General features: G+C 68.7%; 18 protein-coding genes. 7 read left to right on the forward strand and 11 right to left on the reverse strand.

The window, feature by feature from the left end; translation table 11 throughout:
• Positions 1-193 precede the first annotated feature (193 nt).
• Positions 194-967, forward strand: coding sequence for a crotonase/enoyl-CoA hydratase family protein (locus tag ASG37_RS06640; protein WP_055757474.1), 774 nt, complete (start codon positions 194-196; stop codon positions 965-967).
• On the opposite strand, the gene ASG37_RS06645 is transcribed toward ASG37_RS06640, so the two are convergent.
• Positions 964-2,181, reverse strand: a complete 1,218-nt coding sequence (locus ASG37_RS06645) for a UbiH/UbiF/VisC/COQ6 family ubiquinone biosynthesis hydroxylase (protein WP_055757475.1) — start codon at positions 2,179-2,181, stop codon at positions 964-966. The two genes, ASG37_RS06640 and ASG37_RS06645, sit on opposite strands and share 4 nt — an antisense overlap.
• Before the next feature lie 134 nt (positions 2,182-2,315).
• Here ASG37_RS06645 and ASG37_RS06650 point away from each other — a divergent pair, with 134 nt between their 5' ends.
• The 3 genes from ASG37_RS06650 to hrpB all read left to right on the forward strand — a co-directional run bounded on the left by ASG37_RS06650 (position 2,316) and on the right by hrpB (position 8,289).
• Entirely contained in the window at positions 2,316-4,682 is a 2,367-nt protein-coding gene (locus ASG37_RS06650) for an FtsK/SpoIIIE family DNA translocase (protein ID WP_055757477.1), read from the forward strand.
• A 149-nt stretch (positions 4,683-4,831) separates the two neighbouring features.
• The gene (locus ASG37_RS06655; RefSeq protein WP_055757479.1) at positions 4,832-5,626 is read left to right on the forward strand and encodes an aldo/keto reductase; all 795 of its coding nucleotides are present in this window, start codon (positions 4,832-4,834) and stop codon (positions 5,624-5,626) included.
• A gap of 230 nt (positions 5,627-5,856) precedes the next feature.
• Positions 5,857-8,289 (forward strand): ATP-dependent helicase HrpB, encoded by a 2,433-nt coding sequence (gene hrpB, locus ASG37_RS06660; protein ID WP_055757481.1) that lies wholly within the window; start codon positions 5,857-5,859, stop codon positions 8,287-8,289.
• Between the two features lie 121 nt (positions 8,290-8,410).
• Here the strand turns inward: hrpB and zapE are convergent, their stop codons facing one another.
• The 5 genes from zapE to ASG37_RS06685 all read right to left on the reverse strand — a co-directional run bounded on the left by zapE (position 8,411) and on the right by ASG37_RS06685 (position 14,226).
• Positions 8,411-9,517, reverse strand: a complete 1,107-nt coding sequence (gene zapE, locus ASG37_RS06665) for a cell division protein ZapE (RefSeq protein WP_055757482.1) — start codon at positions 9,515-9,517, stop codon at positions 8,411-8,413.
• Between the two features lie 73 nt (positions 9,518-9,590).
• Complete coding sequence (locus ASG37_RS06670) at positions 9,591-10,370, reverse strand: succinate dehydrogenase iron-sulfur subunit (protein ID WP_055757485.1); 780 nt, start codon at positions 10,368-10,370, stop codon at positions 9,591-9,593.
• 144 nt (positions 10,371-10,514) lie between these two features.
• Positions 10,515-12,734: a xanthine dehydrogenase family protein molybdopterin-binding subunit gene (locus ASG37_RS06675; RefSeq protein WP_055757486.1), complete on the reverse strand. Its 2,220-nt coding sequence runs from the start codon at positions 12,732-12,734 to the stop codon at positions 10,515-10,517.
• Positions 12,731-13,708: an FAD binding domain-containing protein gene (locus ASG37_RS06680; protein WP_055757488.1), complete on the reverse strand. Its 978-nt coding sequence runs from the start codon at positions 13,706-13,708 to the stop codon at positions 12,731-12,733. The genes ASG37_RS06675 and ASG37_RS06680 overlap by 4 nt, the downstream gene beginning before the upstream one ends.
• A complete protein-coding gene (locus ASG37_RS06685; RefSeq protein WP_055757490.1) occupies positions 13,705-14,226 on the reverse strand; it encodes a 2Fe-2S iron-sulfur cluster-binding protein in 522 nt (173 codons plus the stop codon). The genes ASG37_RS06680 and ASG37_RS06685 overlap by 4 nt, the downstream gene beginning before the upstream one ends.
• Before the next feature lie 74 nt (positions 14,227-14,300).
• Between ASG37_RS06685 and ASG37_RS06690 the strand changes: the two genes are divergently transcribed.
• Entirely contained in the window at positions 14,301-15,326 is a 1,026-nt protein-coding gene (locus tag ASG37_RS06690) for a glycerophosphodiester phosphodiesterase (RefSeq protein WP_235525131.1), read from the forward strand.
• A 14-nt stretch (positions 15,327-15,340) separates the two neighbouring features.
• On the forward strand, positions 15,341-15,586 hold the full coding sequence (locus ASG37_RS06695) for a hypothetical protein (protein ID WP_055757492.1): 246 nt from the start codon (positions 15,341-15,343) through the stop codon (positions 15,584-15,586).
• A gap of 526 nt (positions 15,587-16,112) precedes the next feature.
• On the opposite strand, the gene ASG37_RS06700 is transcribed toward ASG37_RS06695, so the two are convergent.
• Both ASG37_RS06700 and ASG37_RS06705 read right to left on the reverse strand, forming a co-directional pair.
• Complete coding sequence (locus tag ASG37_RS06700) at positions 16,113-16,868, reverse strand: hypothetical protein (RefSeq protein WP_055757494.1); 756 nt, start codon at positions 16,866-16,868, stop codon at positions 16,113-16,115.
• Positions 16,859-17,515: a TIGR02117 family protein gene (locus tag ASG37_RS06705; protein WP_235525132.1), complete on the reverse strand. Its 657-nt coding sequence runs from the start codon at positions 17,513-17,515 to the stop codon at positions 16,859-16,861. The genes ASG37_RS06700 and ASG37_RS06705 overlap by 10 nt, the downstream gene beginning before the upstream one ends.
• Before the next feature lie 21 nt (positions 17,516-17,536).
• Between ASG37_RS06705 and phhA the strand changes: the two genes are divergently transcribed.
• Entirely contained in the window at positions 17,537-18,406 is an 870-nt protein-coding gene (phhA, locus tag ASG37_RS06710) for a phenylalanine 4-monooxygenase (protein WP_055757498.1), read from the forward strand.
• A gap of 306 nt (positions 18,407-18,712) precedes the next feature.
• On the opposite strand, the gene ASG37_RS06715 is transcribed toward phhA, so the two are convergent.
• From ASG37_RS06715 to ASG37_RS06725, 3 genes are all read right to left on the reverse strand, one after another.
• Positions 18,713-19,648 (reverse strand): 50S ribosomal protein L11 methyltransferase, encoded by a 936-nt coding sequence (locus ASG37_RS06715; RefSeq protein ID WP_055757501.1) that lies wholly within the window; start codon positions 19,646-19,648, stop codon positions 18,713-18,715.
• Positions 19,645-20,340, reverse strand: a complete 696-nt coding sequence (locus ASG37_RS06720; protein WP_055757502.1) for an SDR family NAD(P)-dependent oxidoreductase — start codon at positions 20,338-20,340, stop codon at positions 19,645-19,647. Before ASG37_RS06720 ends, ASG37_RS06715 begins: the two co-directional genes overlap by 4 nt.
• A 240-nt stretch (positions 20,341-20,580) precedes the next feature.
• The gene (locus ASG37_RS06725; RefSeq protein ID WP_235525133.1) at positions 20,581-21,897 is read right to left on the reverse strand and encodes a methyl-accepting chemotaxis protein; all 1,317 of its coding nucleotides are present in this window, start codon (positions 21,895-21,897) and stop codon (positions 20,581-20,583) included.
• Between the last annotated feature and the right edge of the window lie 171 nt (positions 21,898-22,068).

Raw genomic sequence — 22,068 nt, forward strand, 5'->3', positions numbered from 1 at the left:
CGTTCAACGCGGCATCCGGCTGCTATCGTTCAATTGTCGCACGAATATCGCATGGCATCCGAAAATTCCGGTGGTGCCGCATCGTGTCGCCCCGGCCCCCAAGCGAGCGGTGGCCGCCGCCGGTTCCCTCGTCGCGTGCAATGTGGCGAAGCCGGGCCGGTGCAGCTATCGTCCGGGCAAAAGGAGCGGGACGATGCAGCGGGTGACGATGGCGATCGCGGACGGGATCGCCGAGGTGCGGCTGAACCGGCCCGACAAGCGCAACGCGATCGATCCAGCGATGTTCGACGCGCTGATCGATACCATCGCGACACTTGAGGGGTTGGACGCGCGCTGCGTGATCCTTGCCGGCGAGGGGGCGGGGTTCTGCGCGGGCCTCGACCTTGCCAGCATGGCGGCGGGGGCGGGCGACCTCGATCTGGGCGATGTCGCGTACGGGCCGGCCAACCGGGTGCAGCAGGTGGCGTGGGGCTGGCGCACCTTGCCGATGCCGGTGATCGCGGCGCTGCACGGCGAAGCGCTGGGCGGCGGGTTGCAGATCGCCGCCGGGGCCGACGTCCGCATCGCCCATACCGCCACCCGCTTCGCGATCCTCGAGGCACGATGGGGGCTGGTCGCCGACATGGCCGGTTTCGCGCTGTGGCGCGGGGTGCGCGGCGATGTGTTGCGCGAGCTGGCCTATACCGCGCGGACGTTCGATGCGGCGGAGGCATGCGCGGCGGGGTTCGTTACGCAGGTGGTCGACGATCCGCTGACCGCCGCCCGCGCGCTGGCCCGCGCCATCGCTGGTCGCAGCCCAGCGGCGGTCCGCGCCGCCAAGCGGCTGGCCAATCTGGCCGATGATGCCGATGCCACCGCGATCCTCGCCGCCGAACGGCGCGAGCAACAGGCGCTGCTGCAGGGCGCGGAACATCGCGAGGCGGTGCGCGCCGGGCTGGAAGGACGCGCGGCGATTTTCGGGGGTTAGGCGGTTATGCCCTGAAGCAGCTTGGGCAGCTTGCCGGTTTCGCCGCGCGCTTCGGCCATGAACGCGGCTTTCAGCGGGGGGATCGAATCGACCGCTGACAGGCCGAAGCGGCGCACCGCGCTCGCCGCCTTGCCGGGGATGCCGAACAGCCGGGTGAGGCCATCGGTCGCCAGCGCCACCGCGAAGGTGTCGAGACCCCGCCAGCGCTGGTAGCGCTCGAGCAGATAGGGATCGCCGAGGTCGAGCCCGGTGCGTTTGCCGTCGACCAGCACCTCGGTCAGCGCCGCGACGTCGCGCAGGCCGAGGTTCAACCCCTGTCCGGCGATCGGGTGGATGCCGTGCGCGGCATCGCCGACCAGTACCAGCCGGTCCGCCGTGATCCGCGCGGCATGGTGGAAGCCCAATGGATAGCTGGAGCGCGCCGACAGGTTCGACAGGGTCCCGAGGAACCCGCCCATTTTCTTCGACGCTTCGGCAAGAAAGGCGCGGTTTGACAGCTTGAGCATGGCGTCGCGGTCCTTCGCATCGACCGTCCACACGATCGCCGAGCGGTGGCCGTGCGCGTCGTCGTTCAACGGCAGGATCGCGAACGGGCCTGCCGGGTAGAAGATCTCGTAGGCGATATTCTCGTGCGGTTCGGCGTGGCCGAGCGTGGTGATGATCGCGGCATGATCGTACGACCATTTGGCCACGCGAATGCCCGCGCTTTCCCGCGTCGGCGAATTGCGCCCCTCGGCGGCGATCAGCAGCGGCGCGGTGAGCGTATCGCCGCCGGCGGTCGTCACCGTCACGCCGGTCGCGCCGCGCTGCACGTCGAGCGCACGGTCGCGGTAACGCAGGTCGAGATGGGGGCTGGCGACGGCGGCGTCGTAGATCGCGCGGCGCAGGCGCTTGTTCTCGTACATCACCCCTACCGGATCGTCGGCGGCATCGGGGATGAAGTCGAGCTTGCCCGGTGCCAAGCCATCCGTCGCGCGGATCGCGGCGATCGGGCAGCCCTCTGCCCCCAACCCCGGCGTGATGCCGATCGCGTCGAACATCCGGTGCGTCGCGCTGGCGATCGCCGAGGCGCGGCCGTCGAACCCCGGGGCCAGCGTCACCGCCGGATCGACCGGATCGAGGATGATCGACGAAATGCCGTGAACGCCGAGCGATACGCCCAACGTGCTGCCGACCAGCCCGCCCCCCAGGATGATGACGTCCGCCTGTGCCATGAAGTCCGTCCGTTCCTGCGAAGTCGTTGGATGACGCCCGATCTAGGGGTTGCGGCCACCCGCCGCAACGCCGCCTTGACGACGCGGTACACCCCGGCGCAAACCGATCGCCTTATCGAACAGGAATCGAACGAATGGCGACCAACGCGCAGCCGCTGTTGTGGCGCGAGGCGATGAAGGCGGGGGCGAAGCGCAGCGGCGCGTTGATCGGGGCGACGTTGTTGTTCGTCGGCGTGCTGCTGATCGTGCTGGCGCTGCTCGGCTATTCGCCCGCCGACCCGTCGCTCAGCACGGCGGCGGGCGGCCCGATCGCCAACAAGCTGGGCGCGCCCGGCGCGATGGTCGCCGACCTGTTGCTGATGCTGTTCGGCGTGCCGGTGGCGTTGCTGTTGCCGCTGGCGCTGATCGTCAGCGTGCGGTTGTGGCGCGACGTGGCGGTGGGGCCGTGGAAGTACATGATCCGCGACTGCGTGGTCGGGGTGCTGGCGATGGGCACCACGCTCGCCTTCGTGTCGGGCGACGCGATCCTGACGCTGCCGGCGGGCTATGGCGGGGTGATCGGCTGGAGCATCGCCACCGCCGTGCAGGGGCTGATCCATCTGATCGGCCAGCCCGTCGCCGAGCTGTGGCTGATCCGCGTCGTGGCGCTGCTGTGCGGCGTGTTCGGTATCTGGCGCTGGGCCAAGGGGCTGACGATCGAGATTCCCGATGGCACCTTCCGCCTGCCCAGGTTCGAACGTCGCGCCAGGGCGGTCGCCGCCACCCGCGATGCCGCCGCCGACGATGCACCGTTCGACATGGCCCCTGTAGCACCCTTCGTCGGCGATCCGCTGTCGGACGAGGACGACGATGACGTTCCCGCCGCCGTACCGCCGCGCCAGCGTGCCGAGGCCGATCGCCGCCCGCCGCCGGTGATCGCCGACCGTAAGGCATCGCCTGCGCTGGCCAGCGCGCCGAAACCCGCGAGCAGCGAAGGCCGCGACAATTTCGCGCTTCCGTCGCTCGACCTGCTCTCGCGCGCGCCCGCGTCGAGCGGGCCGACGATCGACAAACAGGCGCTGGAGCGCAACTCGCGGCTGCTCGAAAGCGTGCTCGACGACTTCAACGTGAAGGGGCAGATCGTGAAGGTCTCGCCCGGCCCGGTCGTCACCATGTACGAACTGGAACCGGCACCGGGCATCAAGGCCAGCCGGGTGATCCAGCTGGCCGATGACATCGCGCGCAACATGTCCGCCATCTCGGCGCGCGTCGCGACGATTCCGGGGCGTACCGTCATCGGCATCGAACTGCCCAACCAGAAGCGCGAGACGGTCAACCTCCACGAACTGATGGCGAGCCAGGCGTTCGCCGACCAGAATGCGCAGCTCCCCATCGTGCTCGGCAAGAATATCGCCGGCGATCCGGTGGTCGCCGACCTTGCCCCCATGCCGCACCTGCTGGTCGCGGGCACCACTGGCTCTGGCAAGTCGGTGGGCCTTAACTGCATGATCCTGTCGCTGCTCTACCGGCTGACGCCGGACCAGTGCCGCATGATAATGATCGATCCCAAGATGCTCGAACTCAGCATGTATCGCGGCATCCCCCATCTGCTGGCGGACGTCGTGACCGATCCGCCAAAGGCGGTCCGCGCGCTCAAATGGGCGGTCGAGCAGATGGAGGACCGCTATCGCATGATGGCGTCGATCAACGTCCGCAGCCTCGCCAGCTTCAACGAAAAGGTCCGCGCGGCGACCGCCAAGGGGCAGAAGCTCGGTCGCAAGGTACAAACCGGCTACGACGCCGAAAACGGCACGCCGGTGTATGAGGAGGAGACGCTCGACCTCGCCCCGCTGCCGCAGATCGTGGTGATCGTCGACGAACTCGCCGACCTGATGATGACGGCGGGCAAGGAGGTGGAATTCCTGATCCAGCGCCTCGCGCAAAAGGCGCGCGCGGCGGGCATCCACCTCATCATGGCGACGCAGCGCCCCTCGGTCGACGTCATCACCGGCGTCATCAAGGCGAACCTGCCGACGCGGATCAGCTTCCACGTCACCAGCAAGATTGATTCGCGCACCATCCTCGGCGAACAGGGGGCCGAGCAACTGCTCGGGCGTGGCGACATGCTCTACATGCCCGGCGGCAAGGCGCTGGCCCGCGTCCACGGGCCGTTCGTCAGCGACGACGAGGTGCAGGCGGTGTCCGATTTCTGGCGGAGCCAAGGCGCGCCCGACTATATCGACGCGGTGGTCAACGAACCCGAAGGCGATGCCGGCTTCAGCCTCGACGGCGCGCCCACCGGCAATGATTCCCCCGAGGACCAGATCTTCCGTCAGGCGTGCCAGTTGGTCGCCGAAAGCCAGAAGGCGTCGACGAGCTGGCTGCAACGCCAGTTGCGCGTCGGCTACAACTCCGCCGCGCGCCTCATCGAACGGATGGAGAAGGAGGGCCTCGTCTCGCGTCCCGACCATGTCGGCCGGCGCGAGGTGCTGATGGATGCCGACGGTCGCCCGGCGGGGTAGGACACGACCCCCTCTTACACGTCCATGACGTACCGGGTTATGAGCCCGGCGACCGATGTCGTGTCCCGCAGCCGGTATAACAGTCCGGCCATGCTTTTCATCGCGAACCAAGCGCCGATGTAGCAGGCGCGTGAACGAAGGATTTCCGAATGACCGACCTGACGTTGAACGACGGCCGCACCATCCCCGCGATCGGTTTCGGCACTTATCTGGTCCCGCCCGAGGACGCCGAACGCCTGTCGCGCGAGGCGTTGGATGCCGGCTATCGGCTGGTCGATACCGCTGCTTTCTATGGAAACGAAGCCGGGGTTGGCGCGGCGACCGGCGGGACCGATGCGTTCGTCACCACCAAATTGTGGCGCGACGCGATGGGTTATGACGAGGCGCTGCGCGCGTTCGACGCCAGTGTCGCCAACCTGCCCAGGATCGACCTGTTCCTGATCCACTGGCCGATGCCGTCGCAGGACCGCTATGTCGATACGTGGCGCGCGCTGGTGGCGTTGCAGAAGGACGGCCGGGTCGGCTCGATCGGCGTGTCGAACTTCTCGCCCGAGCATCTCGACCGGATCGCCGATGCGACGGGTGTGGTGCCGGCGCTCAACCAGATCGAGCTGCATCCGACCTTTCAGCAGCGTAAGGCACGCGCCGCGCACGAACGGCTCGGCATCGTGACGCAGAGCTGGTCGCCGCTGGGGCAGGGCAAGCTGCTCGCCGATCCGGTGATCGCCGGCATCGCCCGCGACATCGGCGCGACCCCGGCGCAGGTGATCCTCGCATGGCATTTGCAGGCCGGTTTGGGTGTGATTCCCAAGGCATCGTCGCGCGCGCGGATCGAGGAGAATCTGGCGGCGCAGTCGGTCACATTGTCGGGCGAACAGGTCGCCGCGATCGATGCGCTCGACCGTGCGGACGGCCGCCTCGGCCCCGATCCCGACACGCTGTAAGCCATTTCCGGTAGTGGGGAAGGATTGCGAGGACCCATCGACATTCAGCCGGACGGCGGCTCAGGCGCCTCCCCTCCCTGAGAAGGGAGGGGCCGGGGGTGGGTCGGCTGCTAAGGAAACGTACGCGCTCCACAACCGGCCAACCCACCCCCAACCCCTCCCTTGTCAGGGAGGGGAGCAGATTGGGACGGCATTTCGTTGAATGTCGATCCGCCCTAGAGGTCGCTGCGATGCTTCCGATCCATGCCGTCCTCCCCGATCTGCTGACCGTCTTGCGTGCCCGCTCGTCTGCCGTGCTCGTCGCACCGCCCGGCGCGGGCAAGACGACGGCGGTCGCGCCCGCGCTGCTCGCCGAACCATGGGTCGGCGGCGAAATCCTGTTGCTGTCGCCGCGTCGGATCGCCGCGCGCGCCGCCGCCGAACGCATGGCGGCGACCGCCGGCGAGGGCGTCGGCCGGACCTTCGGCTATGCCACGCGAATGGACAGCAAGCGGTCGGCGTCGACGCGGGTGACGGTGATGACCGAGGGCATCTTCGTCGCGCGGATCCAGGCCGATCCCGAGCTGGCCGGGGTGTCGGCGGTGCTGTTCGACGAGGTTCACGAACGCAGCCTCGACAGCGATTTCGGCCTGGCACTCGCGCTCGATGCGCAAGCCGCGTTGCGGCCCGATCTGCGCATCCTCGCCATGTCGGCGACGCTCGACGGTGATCGTTTCGCCGCGTTGATGGACGATGCACCAGTGATCGAGAGCGAGGGGCGCAGCTATCCGCTGGAGCTGCGGCATCTGGGCCGCAATGCCGAAAGCCGGATCGAGGATGCGGTGGCGGCCACGATCCGCCTTGCGCTCAGGGAAAACGATGGTGGCATCCTCGCCTTCCTGCCCGGGGTCGCCGAGATCGAACGCACCGCGCAGCGGCTGGTCGTGCCCGAGGGCGTGGTGCTGCACCGGCTGCACGGCACGCTGCTGCCCGCCGAACAGCGCGCGGCGATCGCGCCCGACCCGGAAGGGCGGCGCAAGATCGTGCTGGCGACCAGCATCGCCGAAACCTCGCTGACGCTCGACGGGATCCGGGTAGTGGTCGATTCGGGGCTGGCGCGGCGACCGCGTTACGACCGGGCGGCGGGGATGACCCGCCTCACCACCGAGCGTGTGAGCCAGGCGGCGGTGACGCAGCGTGCCGGGCGCGCGGCACGGCAGGGGCCGGGGGTCGCCTATCGCCTGTGGGAAGCCGCCGCCACCGCCGGGCTGCCGCGCTTCGATCCGCCCGAGATACTGGAGGCCGATCTGTCGGCGCTGGTGCTCGAATGCGGCAAATGGGGGGTGGGCGATCCGACGAGCCTGCGCTGGCTCGACCCGCCCAGCGCGGCGGCGGTCGAGGAGGCGCGCGCGCGGCTGACCACGCTCGGTGCGATCGATAGCGATGGACGGCCGACGCCGCATGGCCTCGCTATCGCCGCGCTGCCGCTCAATCCGCGGCTCGGGCATATGTTGATCCGCGCCGGGGAGGGCGGGTTCGCCGGTGTCGCCGCCGAGGTCGCGGTGCTGCTCGGCGAACGCGGTCTGGGCGGCAACGACATTGATCTCGACCCGCGCCGTCGCCGCTGGCTGTCCGAGCGCGGGCAACGCGCCGATGGCGCGCGGCGGCTGGCCGACCGGTGGCGGCGATTGGTGGCGGGGCGCGACGATTCGCCGGCCGATGCGCTGGCGCGCAGCGTCGCGCTGGCCTTTCCCGACCGAATCGCCAAGCGGCGCGACGCGGCGGGCGAGCGCTGGGCGTCGGTCGGCGGGCGCGGTTTCCGGCTGGAGGGCGGCGGCTTCGGATCGAGCGAATGGCTGGCGGTGGCGGAGACGCAGGGGCAGGCGGCGGGCGCGCGCATCCTGTCGGCGGTGGCGATCGAGCCGGCGAGTGTCGAGGCGCTGTTCGGCGAGGCGATCGTGACCCGGCGCAGCGTGACCTTCGATCCCGCGACCGGGGCGATCACCGCGCTGCGCGAACGGCGGCTGGGGGCGGTACGGCTGTCGTCGGGGCCGGACGCCGCCGCCTCGCGCGAGGAGATCGCCGATGCATTGCTCGAAGGGGTACGGCGCGACCTTTCGTTATTGTCTTGGGCTGGGGGAGCGGAGGCGCTGCGGCGGCGATCGGCGTTCGTCGCGGCGATGCGGGGCGACGACGATCCGCTGGGCGATGGCGCATTGCTCGCCACGCTCGACGACTGGTTGCCGCCGTTGCTGGCGGGCAAGCGCCGGCTCGACGTGGTCGATCCGGCGGCGTTGCACGATGCGCTGGAGGGGCAGGCGGGCTGGGACTGGATGCAGCAGGTGCGCCGCCTCGCGCCTGCCCGGTTCGAGAGTCCCGCCGGTTCGACCCACGCGATCGACTATGCCGCCGAAGGGGGGCCACGGGTCGAGCTGCGCGTGCAGGCGCTGTTCGGGCTGGCCACCCATCCGATGGTCGCCGGGGTGCCGCTGACCTTGAGCCTGACCTCGCCCGCCGGACGGCCGATCCAGACGACGCGCGACCTGCCCGGGTTCTGGGCGGGAAGCTGGCGCGAGGTGTCGAAGGAGATGCGCGGCCGCTATCCGCGCCATCCATGGCCCGATGATCCGGCGGCGGCGTCGGCGACATTGCGCACCAAGAAGGCGGACGCGCGGCGGGGATGAACCCCGTCATCCCGGCGAAGGCCGGGGTCTTTCTCGTGGATACCGCAGCACGCGCCTCGCGGAGACCCCAGCCTGCGCTGGGGTGACGTGATGGGGAAGCGGAGCGCAGGCCGGCGGTAGCTCAGTCCGTGCCGTGGCCCTGCGCGAGATAGTCGTCGGAGCGCATTTCCTCCAGCCGGCTGATCGTGCGGTCGAATTCGAACCGGCCGTCGCCGCGCGGGTAGAGATCGCCCGGCCGGGCATCCGCCGCCGCCAGCAGCTTGACCTTATATTCGTAGAGCGCGTCGATCAGCGTCACGAACCGTGCCGCCTCGTTGCGGTTGTCCGGTCCCAGAACCGGGATGCCGACGAGGATGACGGTGTGGAACGTCCGCGCGACCGCCAGATAATCGGGCGCGCCGCGTGCCTCGCCGCACAGCCGCTTGAAGCTGAACACGGCGACGCCTTTCAGCGCCTTGGGAACGTGCAGCGTGCGGCCACCGACGTCGAGGTCGCACGACGGCACATGATCGCGGTCTTCGACGGCATGGTCGGTCAGGCGGAAGAAGGCGGCGGACAGCGTGCTCGTAGCGGCCGGGCCGTTCGGCACCAGCCACGTATCGACCGCGCCCAGCCGGTCGCGGCGGTAATCGACCGGACCGTTGAGTGGCAGCACGTCAAGGTTCGCCTCGAGCAGCTTGATGAACGGCAGGAAGCTGTCGCGCTGCAACCCGTCCTTGTAGAGATCGGCCGGCGGACGGTTGGAGGTCGCGACCACCGTTACGCCGTGGGTCATCATCTCGGTGAACAGTCGCGACAGCACCATTGCGTCGGCGGTGTTGTTGATGACCATCTCGTCGAAGGCGAGGAGCTTCAGATCCTTGGCCAGTGCCTCGGCGACCGGGGGCACCGGGTTGCCCGCTTCCTTGGCGCGTTCGACGGCAAGGCGGCTGTGGACCTCGATCATGAAGGCGTGGAAATGGACGCGGCGTTTGGCCGGTTCGGCGACGCAGTCGTAGAACAGGTCCATCAGCATCGACTTGCCGCGCCCGACCCCGCCCCACAGATACACGCCGCGCGGGGCCGGCGCGCCGCTGCCGGTCAGCCGGGCGAACAGGCCGCGCTTGGGCGGGGTATCGATCTGGCCGGCGAGCCGCGACAATCGTTCGGCGGCGGCGCGCTGTTCGGGGTCGGGGCGGAGTTCACCGCTGGCCACCAGCGAGTCGTAACGGGCAAGAACGGTCTGCAACGATCAATCCACCAAGGGTTCGAGCCGGTCGAAAACGGGCTTCGGGCAGGCTCGAACCCGATGGGGCGCCGGATCAGATGGCGCGTTCGACTTCCATCTTCTTGATTTCGGCAATCGCCTTGGCCGGGTTCAGCCCCTTGGGGCAGACGTTGGCGCAGTTCATGATCGTGTGGCAGCGATAGAGGCGGAACGGATCTTCCAATTCGTCAAGCCGCTCGCCGGTCATCTCGTCGCGGCTGTCGGCCAGCCAGCGATAGGCCTGCAACAGAATTGCGGGACCCAGGAACTTGTCGCTGTTCCACCAGTAGCTGGGGCACGAGGTCGAGCAGCAGGCGCACAGGATGCACTCGTACAGCCCGTCGAGCTTCGCGCGATCGTCAGGCGACTGGAGCCGTTCCTTGCCGGCGGGTTCGGGCGTCACCGTCTGGAGCCACGGCTTGATTGAGGCATATTGCGCGTAGAAATGGGTGAAATCGGGGACGAGGTCCTTGATGACTTCCATGTGCGGCAACGGCGTGATGCGAATGTCGCCCTTGATGTCCTCGATCGCGGTGGTGCAGGCGAGGCCGTTGCGTCCGTCGATGTTCATCGAGCAGGATCCGCAAATGCCTTCGCGGCACGAACGACGGAAGGTGAGCGAGGGGTCCTGCTCCGACTTCATCTTGATGAGCGCGTCGAGCACCATCGGGCCGCATTCGTCGAGATCGATCTCGAAATCGTCGTAGCGCGGGTTCTGGCCCGAATCCGGGTCGTAGCGATAGACCTTGAACTTCTTGATCCGGCCCTTCGTCGCCGACGTGTGGGTCGTGCCCTTCTGGATGCGGCTGTTCTTGGGCAAACGGAATTCGGCCATGGTGCTCGCTCGGTCAGCTTGGGGGCGATGCTCCGCCCGATATGCGCGTCAGATACATGACAGGTAGTGCTGCCGCAAATGCGAACAAGGGAAAAACGCGCTGTGTTCGTGCGGTGCCGGGGCGGGCCGGCACCGCACGACCCTTCACATTACCGGCAATCCTTCGAGCAGCTTGTCGAGCGTCGCGGGATAGTCGCGCACCCGTATGCCGGTCGCGTTGTAGATCGCGTTCGTCACCGCCGCGCCCGCTCCGCCGATGCCCAGTTCGCCGATCCCCTTGGCATGGAGCGGGTTGGCATGGATATCGCGTTCGTCGAGGAACACGATGTCCATCGCCGGAACGTCGGCGTGGACCGGGACATGATATTCGGCGAGGTCGTGGTTGACGATCCGCCCGTCGCGGTCGTCATGGACCAGATCTTCGGTCAGCGCGGTGCCGATGCCGAACACGATGCCGCCGATGCACTGCGACCGGGCGGTCTGCTGGTTGAGGATGCGCCCGGCGGCGAAGGTCGCGTGCCAGCGGGTGACGCGCACCTCGCCGGTCACGGCATGGACCTTCACTTCGCAGAAATGCGCGCCATAGCTGGCCTGCGAGGTCAGCTTTTCCTGTTTGCCCGGCTTGATCGACCCGGTGGCGGTCAGGCCGTCGCCGATCAGGTCGGTAAGCGGCACCCGGCGGTTGCCGGCGGTCGCATGGCCATCCTTGAGCGTCAGGTCGGCGGGGTCTGCCTCCATCACCTTCGCCAGTTGCTGGCGCAGGCTCTCGCACGCCAGATAGACCGACGATCCGGCGCTGCCCGCGCCCCATGATCCGCCCGACCCCGCGCCCGGTGGCGACTTCGTATCGCCCAGATGCACGTCGACCCGCTCGACCGGCAGCCCGAGCATCTCGCCCGCGATCTGGGCGAGAATGGTGTAGGTGCCGGTGCCGATGTCGGTCATGTCGGTTTCGACCAGCGCACGCCCGTCGGCCCCGAGCGACACCGCCGCTTCAGAGGGTTGCAGCATGTTGGCGCGGGTGGTCGACGCCATGCCCTGACCGATCAGCCAGTCGCCCTCGCGCCTGCCGCCCGGCGTCCGGTTGCGTGTCTCCCAGCCGAACGCCCTGGCCCCTTCATCGAGACAGCGGGTGAGCGCGCGCGACGAATAGGGAATGTCCTTTTGCGGATCGCGGTCGGGATCGTTGCGGCGGCGCAGTTCGACCGGATCGAGCGCGACGAGTTCCGCCAGTTCATCCATCGCGTTTTCGAGCGCGAGGAGGCCGACCGCCTCGCCCGGCGCGCGCATCGACCCCGACAGCGTCTGGTTCAGTTCGACCAGATCATGGGTGATGACCCGGTTTTCGCCGCCGTAGAGGAACGAGGTCGCCTGTCCGGCGGGTTCGAAATAGCCTTCGCCCGGCAGGTTGGAACACAGGGTTTCGTGGCCGATCCCGGTCAGCGTGCCGTCCGCATCGGCGGCGAGGCGCAGGCGCTGCTGCGTGTTCGAGCGGCGGAGCGTCGCCTCGAACACCTGCTGGCGGGTCATCACCGTCTTGACCGGACGGCCGACCGCCTTGGCGGCGATAGCGGTCGCGACCGCATCCGGCGCAATGCCGAGCTTCGAGCCGAAGCCGCCGCCGATGTAGCGCGCGACGATGCGGACCTTCGACTGACGTTCGCCCAGCGCCTTGGCGAGCTGTTGCTTGTCGGATGACGGCATCTGGAGCGAGCCGTACAGCGTCAGTCCGTCGTCGTCCCATACCGCGATCGAAGCATGCGGCTCCATCGCTGCCGAATTCTGCGACGGGGTGCGCCAGACGTCGTCGACGGTGAAGGCCGCACCGGCCATCGCACGGTCGAGATCGCCCTGTTCGTGATAGGGCGGCATCGACCCCGGCGGCGGCTTGGCCGCGCTGTCGAGATGGTCGTCGAAGGTATAGACTCCCGTTGCGGGCTCGAAGCGGACCACGACCAGCGCCGCCGCGTCGCGTGCCACCTCGAAACTCTCGGCGACGACGATCGCGACCGGCTCGCCGAAATAGGCGACGTCGGCCACGCCCTGCGTCGGGGCGTTCGTTTCGCCGCCCTGCTGCGGGTTGCGGATGAAGGTCTTTAGATCGACCACCACGTCGATCACGCCGGGCAGCGCCTTGGCCCCCTCGGCATCGATCGCGGTGATCTTGCCCGCCGCGAAGGTTGCGCGGACGAGGAAGCCGTGGGCGAGGTTCGGGATGTCGTATTCGGCGGCATAGGTCGCCTGTCCCGCGACCTTGAGCGGACCGTCGACCCGCACCAGCCCCTTGCCGATGATGCCCTGCACGCCGTCGTCGAGCAGGCTGTGTTCGACGGGCTTGTCCATCTGGAGCGCGTTGGTGGTCATGCGGTCAGCTCCCTGAGCGTGGCGATCAGCGTGCGGCGCGCCAGCGGAATCTTGAAGTCGTTGCTGCCGAAGCCCCGGGCGTCGCGCAGCAGGATGTCGGCGGCCTGCCCGAACAGCGCGTCGGAGGGAGCATTGCCGACCAGCGCCGATTCGACCGCGGCATCGCGCCACGGCATTGGCCCCAGACCACCGAAGGCGAGGTGCGCCGAGGTGATCGTGCCGTCCTCTACGGCGACAATGCCGGCGACCGACACCAAGGCGAAGGCATAGGAGGCGCGGTCGCGGACCTTGCGATAGGTCTGGCGGCCCGCCGGGGCGGGGGGCAGTTCGATATGGGTGATGAGTTCGCCCGGTTTCAGCACCGTTTCCACATCGGGGCGGTCGCCGGGCAGGCGGTAGAAGTCGCCGATCGGGACCCGCCGCCGCTCGCCGTCACCGCCGAGGGTAATGATCGTGGCATCCAGCGCGCGCATCGCGACGGCCATGTCGCTGGGGTGGGTGGCGATGCAGTGGTCGGACGTGCCGAGGACGGCGAGGATGCGGTTGAAGCCTTCCTGCGCGTCGCAGCCAGAGCCGGGCACGCGCTTGTTGCAGCGCGACGCCGTCTCGTAGAAATAATAGCAGCGGGTGCGCTGGAGTAAATTGCCACCGGTCGACGCCTTGTTGCGGAGCTGGCCCGAGGCACCGGCGAGGAGCGCGCGGCTCAGCACCTCGTAGCGGTCGCGAACCTTGGGGTCGGCGGCGAGGTCGGAATTGGGGACCAGCGCGCCGATCCTCAGGCCGCCGTCGTCGGTTTCCTCGATGTCGGACAGCGGCAGGCGGCTGATGTCGACGAGGCGCGCGGGGGTTTCGACCTGCAATTTCATCAGGTCGAGCAAATTGGTGCCGCCGGCGATGAAGCGGGTGTCGGGGTGGGCGGCCTCAGCAACGGCGGTTTCGGCGCTGTCGGCCTTGGCATAGTCGAACGATTTCATTCCGCTGCCTCCGCATGGGCGGGCTGGTTCGCGTCGGCGACTTCGCGGATCGCGTCGACGATATTGGGATAGGCCGAACAGCGGCACAGGTTGCCGCTCATCCGTTCGCGGATTTCCGCGTCGGTGAACTCGGGATCGGACAGGTCGGCGCTGACGTGGCTTGGCCAGCCCTTCGCCACTTCGTCGAGCATGCCGACCGCCGAACAAATCTGCCCCGGCGTGCAATAGCCGCACTGGAACCCGTCGTGGCGGACGAAGGCGTCCTGCAGCGGATGAAGGTCGCCGGGGGTGCCCAATCCCTCGATCGTCACGATCTCGTCATCCTGATGCATCACGGCGAGGGTCAGGCAGCTATTGATACGGCGGCCGTTCACCAACACGGTACAGGCACCGCACTGGCCATGATCGCATCCCTTCTTGCTGCCGGTCAGCGACAGATGTTCGCGCAGCAGATCGAGCAGCGAGGTGCGGATGTCGACCTCCGCCTGATGGGGCTGGCCGTTGATGGTGAAGTGCATGGGGGCGGTGCTCCGAGGGTAGGAACGGGCAACGTCCCGAACGCAAAGGGTTTCCTGTTGCGAAAGGATCGCAGATGTTGGGGTTGATGCTGGTGATGGCGCTGGCCGGAGGAACTGCCGTGAACGAGGAACGTCCCCTGTCGCCGCCGATCGTCATCGCTCACCGTGGGGCGAGCGGATCGCGGCCCGAACATACGCTCGCCGCGTATCAACTCGCGATCGAGCAGGGAGCGGATTTCATCGAACCCGATCTGGTGCTGACGAAAGATAACGTGTTCGTCGCGCGGCACGAGAACGAGATTTCGGAGACGACCGACGTCGCCGATCACCCCGAATTCGCCGCGCGGCGGACGACCAAGACGATCGACGGGCAGGCGATGACCGGCTGGTTCACCGAGGATTTCACGCTGGCCGAGCTGCGGACGTTGCGGGCGAAGGAGCGGCTACCGAAGCTGCGCCCCGGCAACACCGCCTATGATGGGCAGGACGGCGTGCCGACGCTGGCCGAGGTGATCGCGCTGGCCAGGCGGGCCTCGGCGGCGACCGGGCGGACGATCGGCATCTATCCCGAGACGAAGCATCCGACCTATTTCGCGTCGATCGGCCATCCGATGGAGGCACGGCTGGTCGCCGATCTGAAGGCGGCGGGATGGGATTCGGCGGAGGCACCGGTCTTCATCCAGTCGTTCGAGGTGAACAACCTCAAGGCGCTCAAGAAGCTGACGGGCATCCGGCTGATCCAGTTGATGGATGCCAGCGGCGGCCCGGCCGACCGCGCGGTGGCGAGCTATGCGGCGATGGCGAGCCCGGCGGGGCTGAAGGCCGTCGCGGGCTATGCGTGGGGGATCGGGCCGAACAAGTCGATGGTCGCCGATGGCAAGCCGCTGATCCATGACGCGCATCGTGCCGGGCTGCGGGTGCATCCGTGGACGTATCGCGCGGAGAATGTGTTCCTGCCCGAACGCTACCGGGTCGAGGGTGGTCCGGCGGCGCAGGGTCGGGTCGGGCAGGAGATCGCCGATGCGGTGGCGGCGGGCGTCGATGGTTTCTTCACCGATTTTCCGCTAATCGGGGCGCAGGTACGCGACAAACCCTATTGAGGATTTCCCGGAGCATGCGAGCGGCGTGGATGGTGTTGATGCTGGCCCCCCTGACCGGGGGCTGCGTCAGCACGGTATGGAATGTGGCGACCGCGCCGGTGCGCGCGGGGGCACAGGTGGTCGACTGGACCACAACTAGCCAGTCGGAGGCCGACCGCAACTACGGCCGCAAGATGCGCAAGAAGGAAGCGCGCGAGGGGCGGGAGATGCGGCGGCGTGAGGCAGAGCGCCGGGCGGAGGCGCGCCGGGACAGGGATTAGCGGCGCGCCGGGCAAAGGCGTAGCGAAGCTACGCCAAGCCGCATAAAGGCGCGCCCCGCCGGCGGCGCTGGCAGCGCCGTTCGACGGCACGGGCTTTGCCCGTGGCGGGGCTTGGGGGGGGTGGAACGGCTGCCAGTGCAGGAGCCGCTACCGTCGGCGTGTATGGATTCCGGCCTTCGCCGGAATGACGATGGCGCGCCGGGCGAGGTGCAGCGAAGCAGCACCGCGTCGCATCAGGCGCGCCCGGCCGGCGGCGCGGAAAGCGCCGTCCGACGACGTGGGCTTTGCCCGTGGCGGGGCTTGTGGGACTCGGAACGGCTCCCGGTCAGGAGCCGCATCGTCAGCGTATATGGATTCCGGCCTTCGCCGGAATGACGAATGGGTGGGGTCGGGCGCGTTGCGGCGGGGCAGGTCTTTGCGGGTCGGCAATTCCCCCCAAAGTTTACAAAGTTTACACTAACAGCACAGTTGTTGCGAACCATTCGCGGGTACGACCATCGACGATGTCCAAGGAGCGCGGCGGGGTTCAGCCCGCCGTTCCCGCCACCCTGCCCGATGTCGCCGCTGTAGGACAGTTCGCCGCCAGCGCCTGCGCCACCGCGCGTAGGATCGCGGGGCGGGTCTGGACGCCGTAATGGCTGCTCGGCACATGGACCGCGTGGCAGTCGGGCTCGCCCGCGACATGGCAGCACAGGCCGTTGACGAGGCCATCGCTGGCGCTCCAGATCGCGGTGGCGGGGACGGGCAGGGGGCGGCGGACCTCGTCGGCGAGCGCGAGGAGCGCGGGATCGTCGACCGATTCGCCGCTGATCCATTCGTAGAGCCGCCACACCCGGGTGGCGCGCGCCGGGCCGGCATAGGGGCTGGCGACGGTGACGACCTGTTCGACCGACGCGGGCACGCGATGCGCGGCGAGGCGGGCCATGATGCCGCCCATGCTGACCCCGACCAGCGCGACCGGGCGGCCGCTCGCCTGCGCCAGATGGTCGATCCGCGCGAACAGGGCCGCGCCATCCGCGCCGATGCTGCGCTGGCCGAAGTTGCGGCCCAGTCTCCAGCCATGCGGGGCATGGCCGAGGCTGCGCAGGAAGCGGCCCATCAGCAGCATCGACCGGTCGCTGTTGAACAGGCCGGGCAGGAGCAGCACCGGACCGCCGTCGCCGCGCGGCGCACCGTCCAGCGCGGCGCTCCACCGGAACGGGGTGCCCGCCAGTGCCCATGCGGCGCGGGGCGTTTCGGCAAGGAACTGCCGGAGCGAGGGCGGCCCATGGATCACAGCCATGCCGTAACCGTCACCGGAAACGGCGTCCATGCCCCCATCGGCACGCCCGCCGCGCGCAGCGCCGCGCCGGTCCAGCTATTGCAGGTCGTGACGGCGCTGTAGCGGCCGCGCGCGGGATAGAAGGCGTCGGACGGGCCATAGCCGGCGATCGGCGCATGGCCCGGCGCGAAGCTGGCGCGGATGTGCGCGGCGAGGCGGCGGTACTGGCCGGGCGACAGGGTGAGCGGATAGACGCCGCGCTGTCCGGCGGGATCGGGCAGGGCGTCAACGTGCATCACCACCGCGTTGCTGCCGAGCGCGGCGGCGAGGATGGTGGCGGGCTTCACATCGGCCCATGTCGGCGTGCCGAGATAGAAACCGCGCTCGCCCCAGCCGAACGAGCGCCATGCGTGGCCGGCATGGCGCGAATCGGCGAAGTCGCCCGGCCGTACCAGATCATCGAAATTCACGTCGCCGATGCGCGCGGGCACGACGATGCCGGTGTGGATGCCGTTATCCTCGACATAGATGCGGATGCCGCGCGCCGGGGTGGTGCCGCCGGCGGGAATCGCGCCGCCCGCCAGCCCGGCGAGCAGGTAGAGGCCGGGGAGGAGCAACAGGCCGCCGAGCATACCCGAACTCCGGCGCAGCAGTTTCCGTATCGTCATGGCGCATGCTACAATGCGGGAATGGCAAGCGAAACCCATGTACTCGACCGCCCGCCCGAGGGCGCCAACGCCGACTGGACCATCCCGCAGGGGTGGGACGCCTATAGCGCGCAGGATCATGCGACATGGGACACGCTGTATGCGCGGCAGATGGCGTTGCTGCCCGGTCGCGCCTCGGCGGCGTTCCTGCGCGGGCTGGATGCGCTGAAGCTTTCAGAATCGGGGATTCCCGATTTCGAGGAATTGTCCGACCGGCTGGAGGCGCTGACCGGATGGCGGGTGGTGGCGGTGCCCGGGCTGGTGCCCGACGACGTGTTCTTCACCCATATGGCCAACCGCCGCTTCGTCGCGGGCAATTTCATCCGCCGGCCCGATCAGTTGGACTATCTGCAGGAACCCGACGTCTTTCACGACGTGTTCGGTCATGTGCCGATGCTGGCCGATCCGGTGTTCGCCGATTACCTCGCCGCCTATGGCCGGGGGGGCCTGCGCGCGCTGGAGCTGGGGTCGCTCAAGCAACTGGCGCGGCTGTACTGGTACACGGTCGAATTCGGGCTGGTGCAGGAAGAGGGCGAGTTGCGCATCTATGGCGCGGGCATTGTGTCGAGCGCGTCGGAAACGCGCTTCTCGCTGGAGGATGCCAGCCCCAACCGGGTGATGCTCGATCTCGCGCGAGTGATGCGCACCGACTATCGGATCGACGATTTCCAGCAGACCTATTTCGTCATCCCCTCGTTCGAGGAATTGCTGCGGTTGACGATCGAGACCGATTTCGCGCCGGTCTATGCCGCGATCGGGCATGCGCCAGCGGTGGCGGTGGATGCGGTGTTGCCCGAGGATGTGGTCTTGACGCGGGGATCGCAGGCCTATGCGTTGGGGAAGGTCGGGTAGGGTTCACGCGGAGGCGCGGAGACGCGGAGGGGTGTGCGGCAGTCGTTGTGTGCCTGCTCTATGTCCCCTCGTCATTCCCGCGCAGGCGGGAATCCATAGACGCAGCGGTTGCGCTTCTTGCCACGACGTCGGCGTGTATGGGCTCCCGCCTGCGCGGGAGCGACGATTTGGGTCGGGTGGGTCGGCCAATTGCGCGCTCTCCTCCCTGACAGGGAGGGGCTGGGGGTGGGTCGGCTTGGGGCTGGCGGAACCGTCCCTCGCGGGCCGACCCACCCCCGACCCTTCCCTTGTCAGGGAGGGGAGGAATCACAGGTCCAGTGCCCAGCCGTCGCGGCCCTTGGGGTCGATCGGGGCGGTGGGGATGTAGCGTTCCCGGCCGGCGGTGAGGCGCAGCACGCTCCAGTCGCCGCGGCGGTCGACCTCTTCCAGCACCGTGCCGCAGGCGGCATAGGCGGCGACGACCGCGTCGCGCTGGGTCTCCAGCAGGCCGGCCAGCACGATCGTCGCGCCGGGCGCGGCGATGGCGGCGACTTCGGGGGCCATCGAGATCAGCGGACCGGCGAGGATGTTGGCGATCAGCAGGTCGTAGGGCGCGGCGTCGGTGATCGCTTGCGCCAGTGCGCCGTCGGCAACGATCAGCTCGACGCGCTCGGAGCGGTTCAGCGCGGCGTTTGCGGCGGTGACGTCGATCGCCACCGGATCGATGTCGGTCGCGATCACCCGTGCCTGCGGCCACAATTCGCGCGCGGCGAAGGCGAGCAGGCCGGTGCCGGTGCCTAGATCGATGACGTTGGCGAACAAGCGGTCCGCCAGCGAATCGAGCATGGCGAGGCAGCCGCTGGTCGTTTCGTGATGGCCGGTGCCGAACGCGCGGCCGGCGTCGATCAGGAACGGCCGGGTGCCCGCCGGGTGATCGCCGTCCCACGCGGCGGTGTGAACGAAGAAGCGGCCGACGTGGAGCGGTTCGAGCCCCGCCTGGCTCATCGTCACCCAGTCCTCGTCACCCAGTTCGGTGAGCGTCGGCACCGCATCGGCGGCGCTCGGCACCAGTGCGACGATGGCGGCGACCGCCTGCGCGTCGGGCCAGCCCTCGAAATAGGCGTCGAGCCGCCACGTTTCGGTATCGTCCTCGACCGTTTCGGTGGTCATCAGCACGGGCGCGGGGTCGATCCCGTAATCGTCGGCGGCGTCGATCGCCTCGGCCTCGGCGCGGGTGCAGGGAAGGGTGAGTTTCCAGCTCATCGCACGTAGCTCGCGCCGTTCACGTCGAGCACCGCGCCGGTCATCGACGGCGGGGCGTCCGTCGCGCAGAAGCGGGCGATGGCGGCGACCTCGTCCGGCATGGCGACGCGGCCGAGCGGAATGTCGGCGAGCAGCTTGTCGCCGCCACGACTTGCCAGATAATCCTCGGCCATGCCGGTCATGGTGAAGCCGGGGCAGATGGCGAAGGCGAGGATGCCGTCCTTGGCATAGGCGCGGGCGATGGTCTTGGTCATCGCGACCATGCCGGCCTTGGACGCGGCATAATGCCAGTGCGCCGGACTGTCGCCGCGATGCGCCGCGCGGCTGGCGATGTTGACGATGCGGCCGGGGGTGCCGGTGTCCTGCCAGTGGGTGACGGCGAGGCGGCTCAGTTCGGCGGCGGCGGTGAGGTTGATGCGCATGGTGCGCTCCCAGCCGGCGACCCAGTCGGCATGGTGCAGGTCGAGCGGGTTGGCGTCGAACACGCCGGCGTTGTTGACGAGTACGTCGATCCGCCCGTCGAGGGCGTCGAGCGCGCGCGCCCAGAGGTCGGCGGGGGCGGCGGGATCGGCGAAGTCGGCGGCGAGCGGCCCGCTGGTCGACTGGACGGCGAGCGCGTGGTCGGGGCGGAGCGTGTCCGCGATCGCCGCGCCGATCCCGCGCGACCCGCCGGTGAGGAGGATGTTGGCCATGGGGCGGGGGTGTAGGGGGAAACCGCAGGGCTTGGAACCGGAGAGTGCGGTTCTGCGACCTTGTCGTCACCCCGGACTTGTTCCGGGGTCCACTTCGCCGCGCACGATACCCAAGAAGGCGCAAGCGACATCGCCGGTGGAACCGTGGACCCCGGAACAGGTCCGGGGTGACGATAGTGGTACAGGTGTCGCGTCGATCACATCCCCCATCCCCGCCTTTGCCGGGAGGAGGGTCGCGCCTTACGCCGCTACCTTGCCGATGAAGTCGACCGCGCTCGATTTCAGTGCGCCCAGTTCCTGGTCGAGCGAGGTGAAGCCGTCGCCCACCCGGTCGATTTCGGAGGCGACGGTTTCGGTGTCCTCGCGGATCGCGGCGATCGTCGAGGACATCGAATCGGCGGCAAGCGCGGTTTCGTCGACGGCGGCGGTGATCGCGGTGACGGTCTGCGCCTGTACTTCCATCGCGTGGCGGATGCGGATCGCGCTTTCCTGCACCTCGGTCACGGTCGCGCGGATCGAGGCGTTGGTCTCCACGGTCGAGCGGGTCGCGGCCTGGATCGCGGCGATCTTGGCGGCGATGTCGTCGGTCGCGCGCGCGGTCTGGCTGGCGAGGCTCTTCACCTCCTGCGCCACCACCGCGAAGCCGCGGCCGGCATCGCCCGCGCGCGCCGCCTCGATCGTGGCGTTGAGCGCCAGCAGGTTGGTCTGCCCGGCGATGTCGCGGATCAGGCCCAGGATCGATTCGATCGACTTGGCGTGATCGGACAGGGTTTCGGACATGCCGACGGCGGTGCCCGCCTGTTTCGAGGCGCGGGTGGCGATCTCGGCGGCCGCCTCGACCTCGGTGCGCGCGTCCTCGATCGCGCGGATCAGGCCGGCGGAGGTCGCCGCCGCCTCGCGCATCGCGACCGCCGACTGTTCGGCGGCGGCGGCGACTTCGGATGCCTTGCCGAGCATCCCGCGCGCGCTGGCCGAAGTGCGCCCGGCATGGACGCGCAGCGAATCGCTTTCCGAACTGGCGCGTTCGACCGTCGCACCGATGTTGTCGCGGAATTCATGCGCCAGCCGGTCGCGCCCGACCTGGAGATCATGCTGGAAATAGGCGTTGTAGAGCGAGACGAAAATATCGATCTCGATCGAGCGCAGGCGGAAGAGCAGTTCGGCCGCCTCGCGGAAGGTTTCCTCGTCGGTGATCGCCCGGCGCAGCACGTCGAAGGTGGCGCGCGCCCCGGCATCGGTCATCGACAGGACGGCGGTGAGCGACACGTCGCGCGAGAAGGCGGTGGCGATGGTACGCTCGATCGACTGGACCCAGGCGATGCCGGTCAGGTCGGTGAAGCGGTTGCGCAGATAGTTCACGCCGAGCTGCACCATGCGGTCGAAGTCGGTGTGCAGGCTGGGCAGCGCGCCGACGCGCTGCGCCTGATCGAAATGGCTGGTGGCGATGCTGCGCGCTTCGGGTTCGATGACGCTCCACAGCGCGCGCGAGCCGAGCACGTCGTCCTCGCTGATGTTGAAGATGCGCAGGCGTTCCTGCAGGTCGATCGTCCCGCTCACGCTTTCGGCTGCCGGAAGCTGTCTGGTCGCCACCTGTCCTGATCCCCTGTGCCCGCCCACGCAACCGTGGGACATCTGCTCCTTGCCGGAGTACCGCCGGAAGGGTTAACAGCGCGTTGCGTCGCTTGCCTCGAGCGGGCCGGCACCGCGCTGATCGGGCGTTGCCGGAGC

Origin of the sequence: Sphingomonas sp. Leaf407 (assembly GCF_001425385.1) — a bacterium.
In the GTDB taxonomy this organism is placed as follows: domain Bacteria; phylum Pseudomonadota; class Alphaproteobacteria; order Sphingomonadales; family Sphingomonadaceae; genus Sphingomonas.

Excerpts from the sequence above, each read along its gene's own strand:
- ASG37_RS06640 (WP_055757474.1), top strand. The coding sequence starts at position 194 with ATGCAGCGGGTGACGATGGCGATCGCGGACGGGATCGCCGAGGTGCGG.
- ASG37_RS06690 (WP_235525131.1), top strand. The coding sequence starts at position 14,301 with ATGTTGGGGTTGATGCTGGTGATGGCGCTGGCCGGAGGAACTGCCGTG.
- ASG37_RS06645 (WP_055757475.1), bottom strand. The coding sequence starts at position 2,181 with ATGGCACAGGCGGACGTCATCATCCTGGGGGGCGGGCTGGTCGGCAGC.
- ASG37_RS06655 (WP_055757479.1), top strand. The coding sequence starts at position 4,832 with ATGACCGACCTGACGTTGAACGACGGCCGCACCATCCCCGCGATCGGT.
- ASG37_RS06715 (WP_055757501.1), bottom strand. The coding sequence starts at position 19,648 with ATGAGCTGGAAACTCACCCTTCCCTGCACCCGCGCCGAGGCCGAGGCG.
- ASG37_RS06695 (WP_055757492.1), top strand. The coding sequence starts at position 15,341 with ATGCGAGCGGCGTGGATGGTGTTGATGCTGGCCCCCCTGACCGGGGGC.
- ASG37_RS06700 (WP_055757494.1), bottom strand. The coding sequence starts at position 16,868 with ATGGCTGTGATCCATGGGCCGCCCTCGCTCCGGCAGTTCCTTGCCGAA.
- ASG37_RS06720 (WP_055757502.1), bottom strand. The coding sequence starts at position 20,340 with ATGGCCAACATCCTCCTCACCGGCGGGTCGCGCGGGATCGGCGCGGCG.
- ASG37_RS06685 (WP_055757490.1), bottom strand. The coding sequence starts at position 14,226 with ATGCACTTCACCATCAACGGCCAGCCCCATCAGGCGGAGGTCGACATC.
- ASG37_RS06650 (WP_055757477.1), top strand. The coding sequence starts at position 2,316 with ATGGCGACCAACGCGCAGCCGCTGTTGTGGCGCGAGGCGATGAAGGCG.
- ASG37_RS06675 (WP_055757486.1), bottom strand. The coding sequence starts at position 12,734 with ATGACCACCAACGCGCTCCAGATGGACAAGCCCGTCGAACACAGCCTG.
- ASG37_RS06680 (WP_055757488.1), bottom strand. The coding sequence starts at position 13,708 with ATGAAATCGTTCGACTATGCCAAGGCCGACAGCGCCGAAACCGCCGTT.
- phhA (WP_055757498.1), top strand. The coding sequence starts at position 17,537 with ATGGCAAGCGAAACCCATGTACTCGACCGCCCGCCCGAGGGCGCCAAC.
- ASG37_RS06705 (WP_235525132.1), bottom strand. The coding sequence starts at position 17,515 with ATGACGATACGGAAACTGCTGCGCCGGAGTTCGGGTATGCTCGGCGGC.
- ASG37_RS06670 (WP_055757485.1), bottom strand. The coding sequence starts at position 10,370 with ATGGCCGAATTCCGTTTGCCCAAGAACAGCCGCATCCAGAAGGGCACG.
- hrpB (WP_055757481.1), top strand. The coding sequence starts at position 5,857 with ATGCTTCCGATCCATGCCGTCCTCCCCGATCTGCTGACCGTCTTGCGT.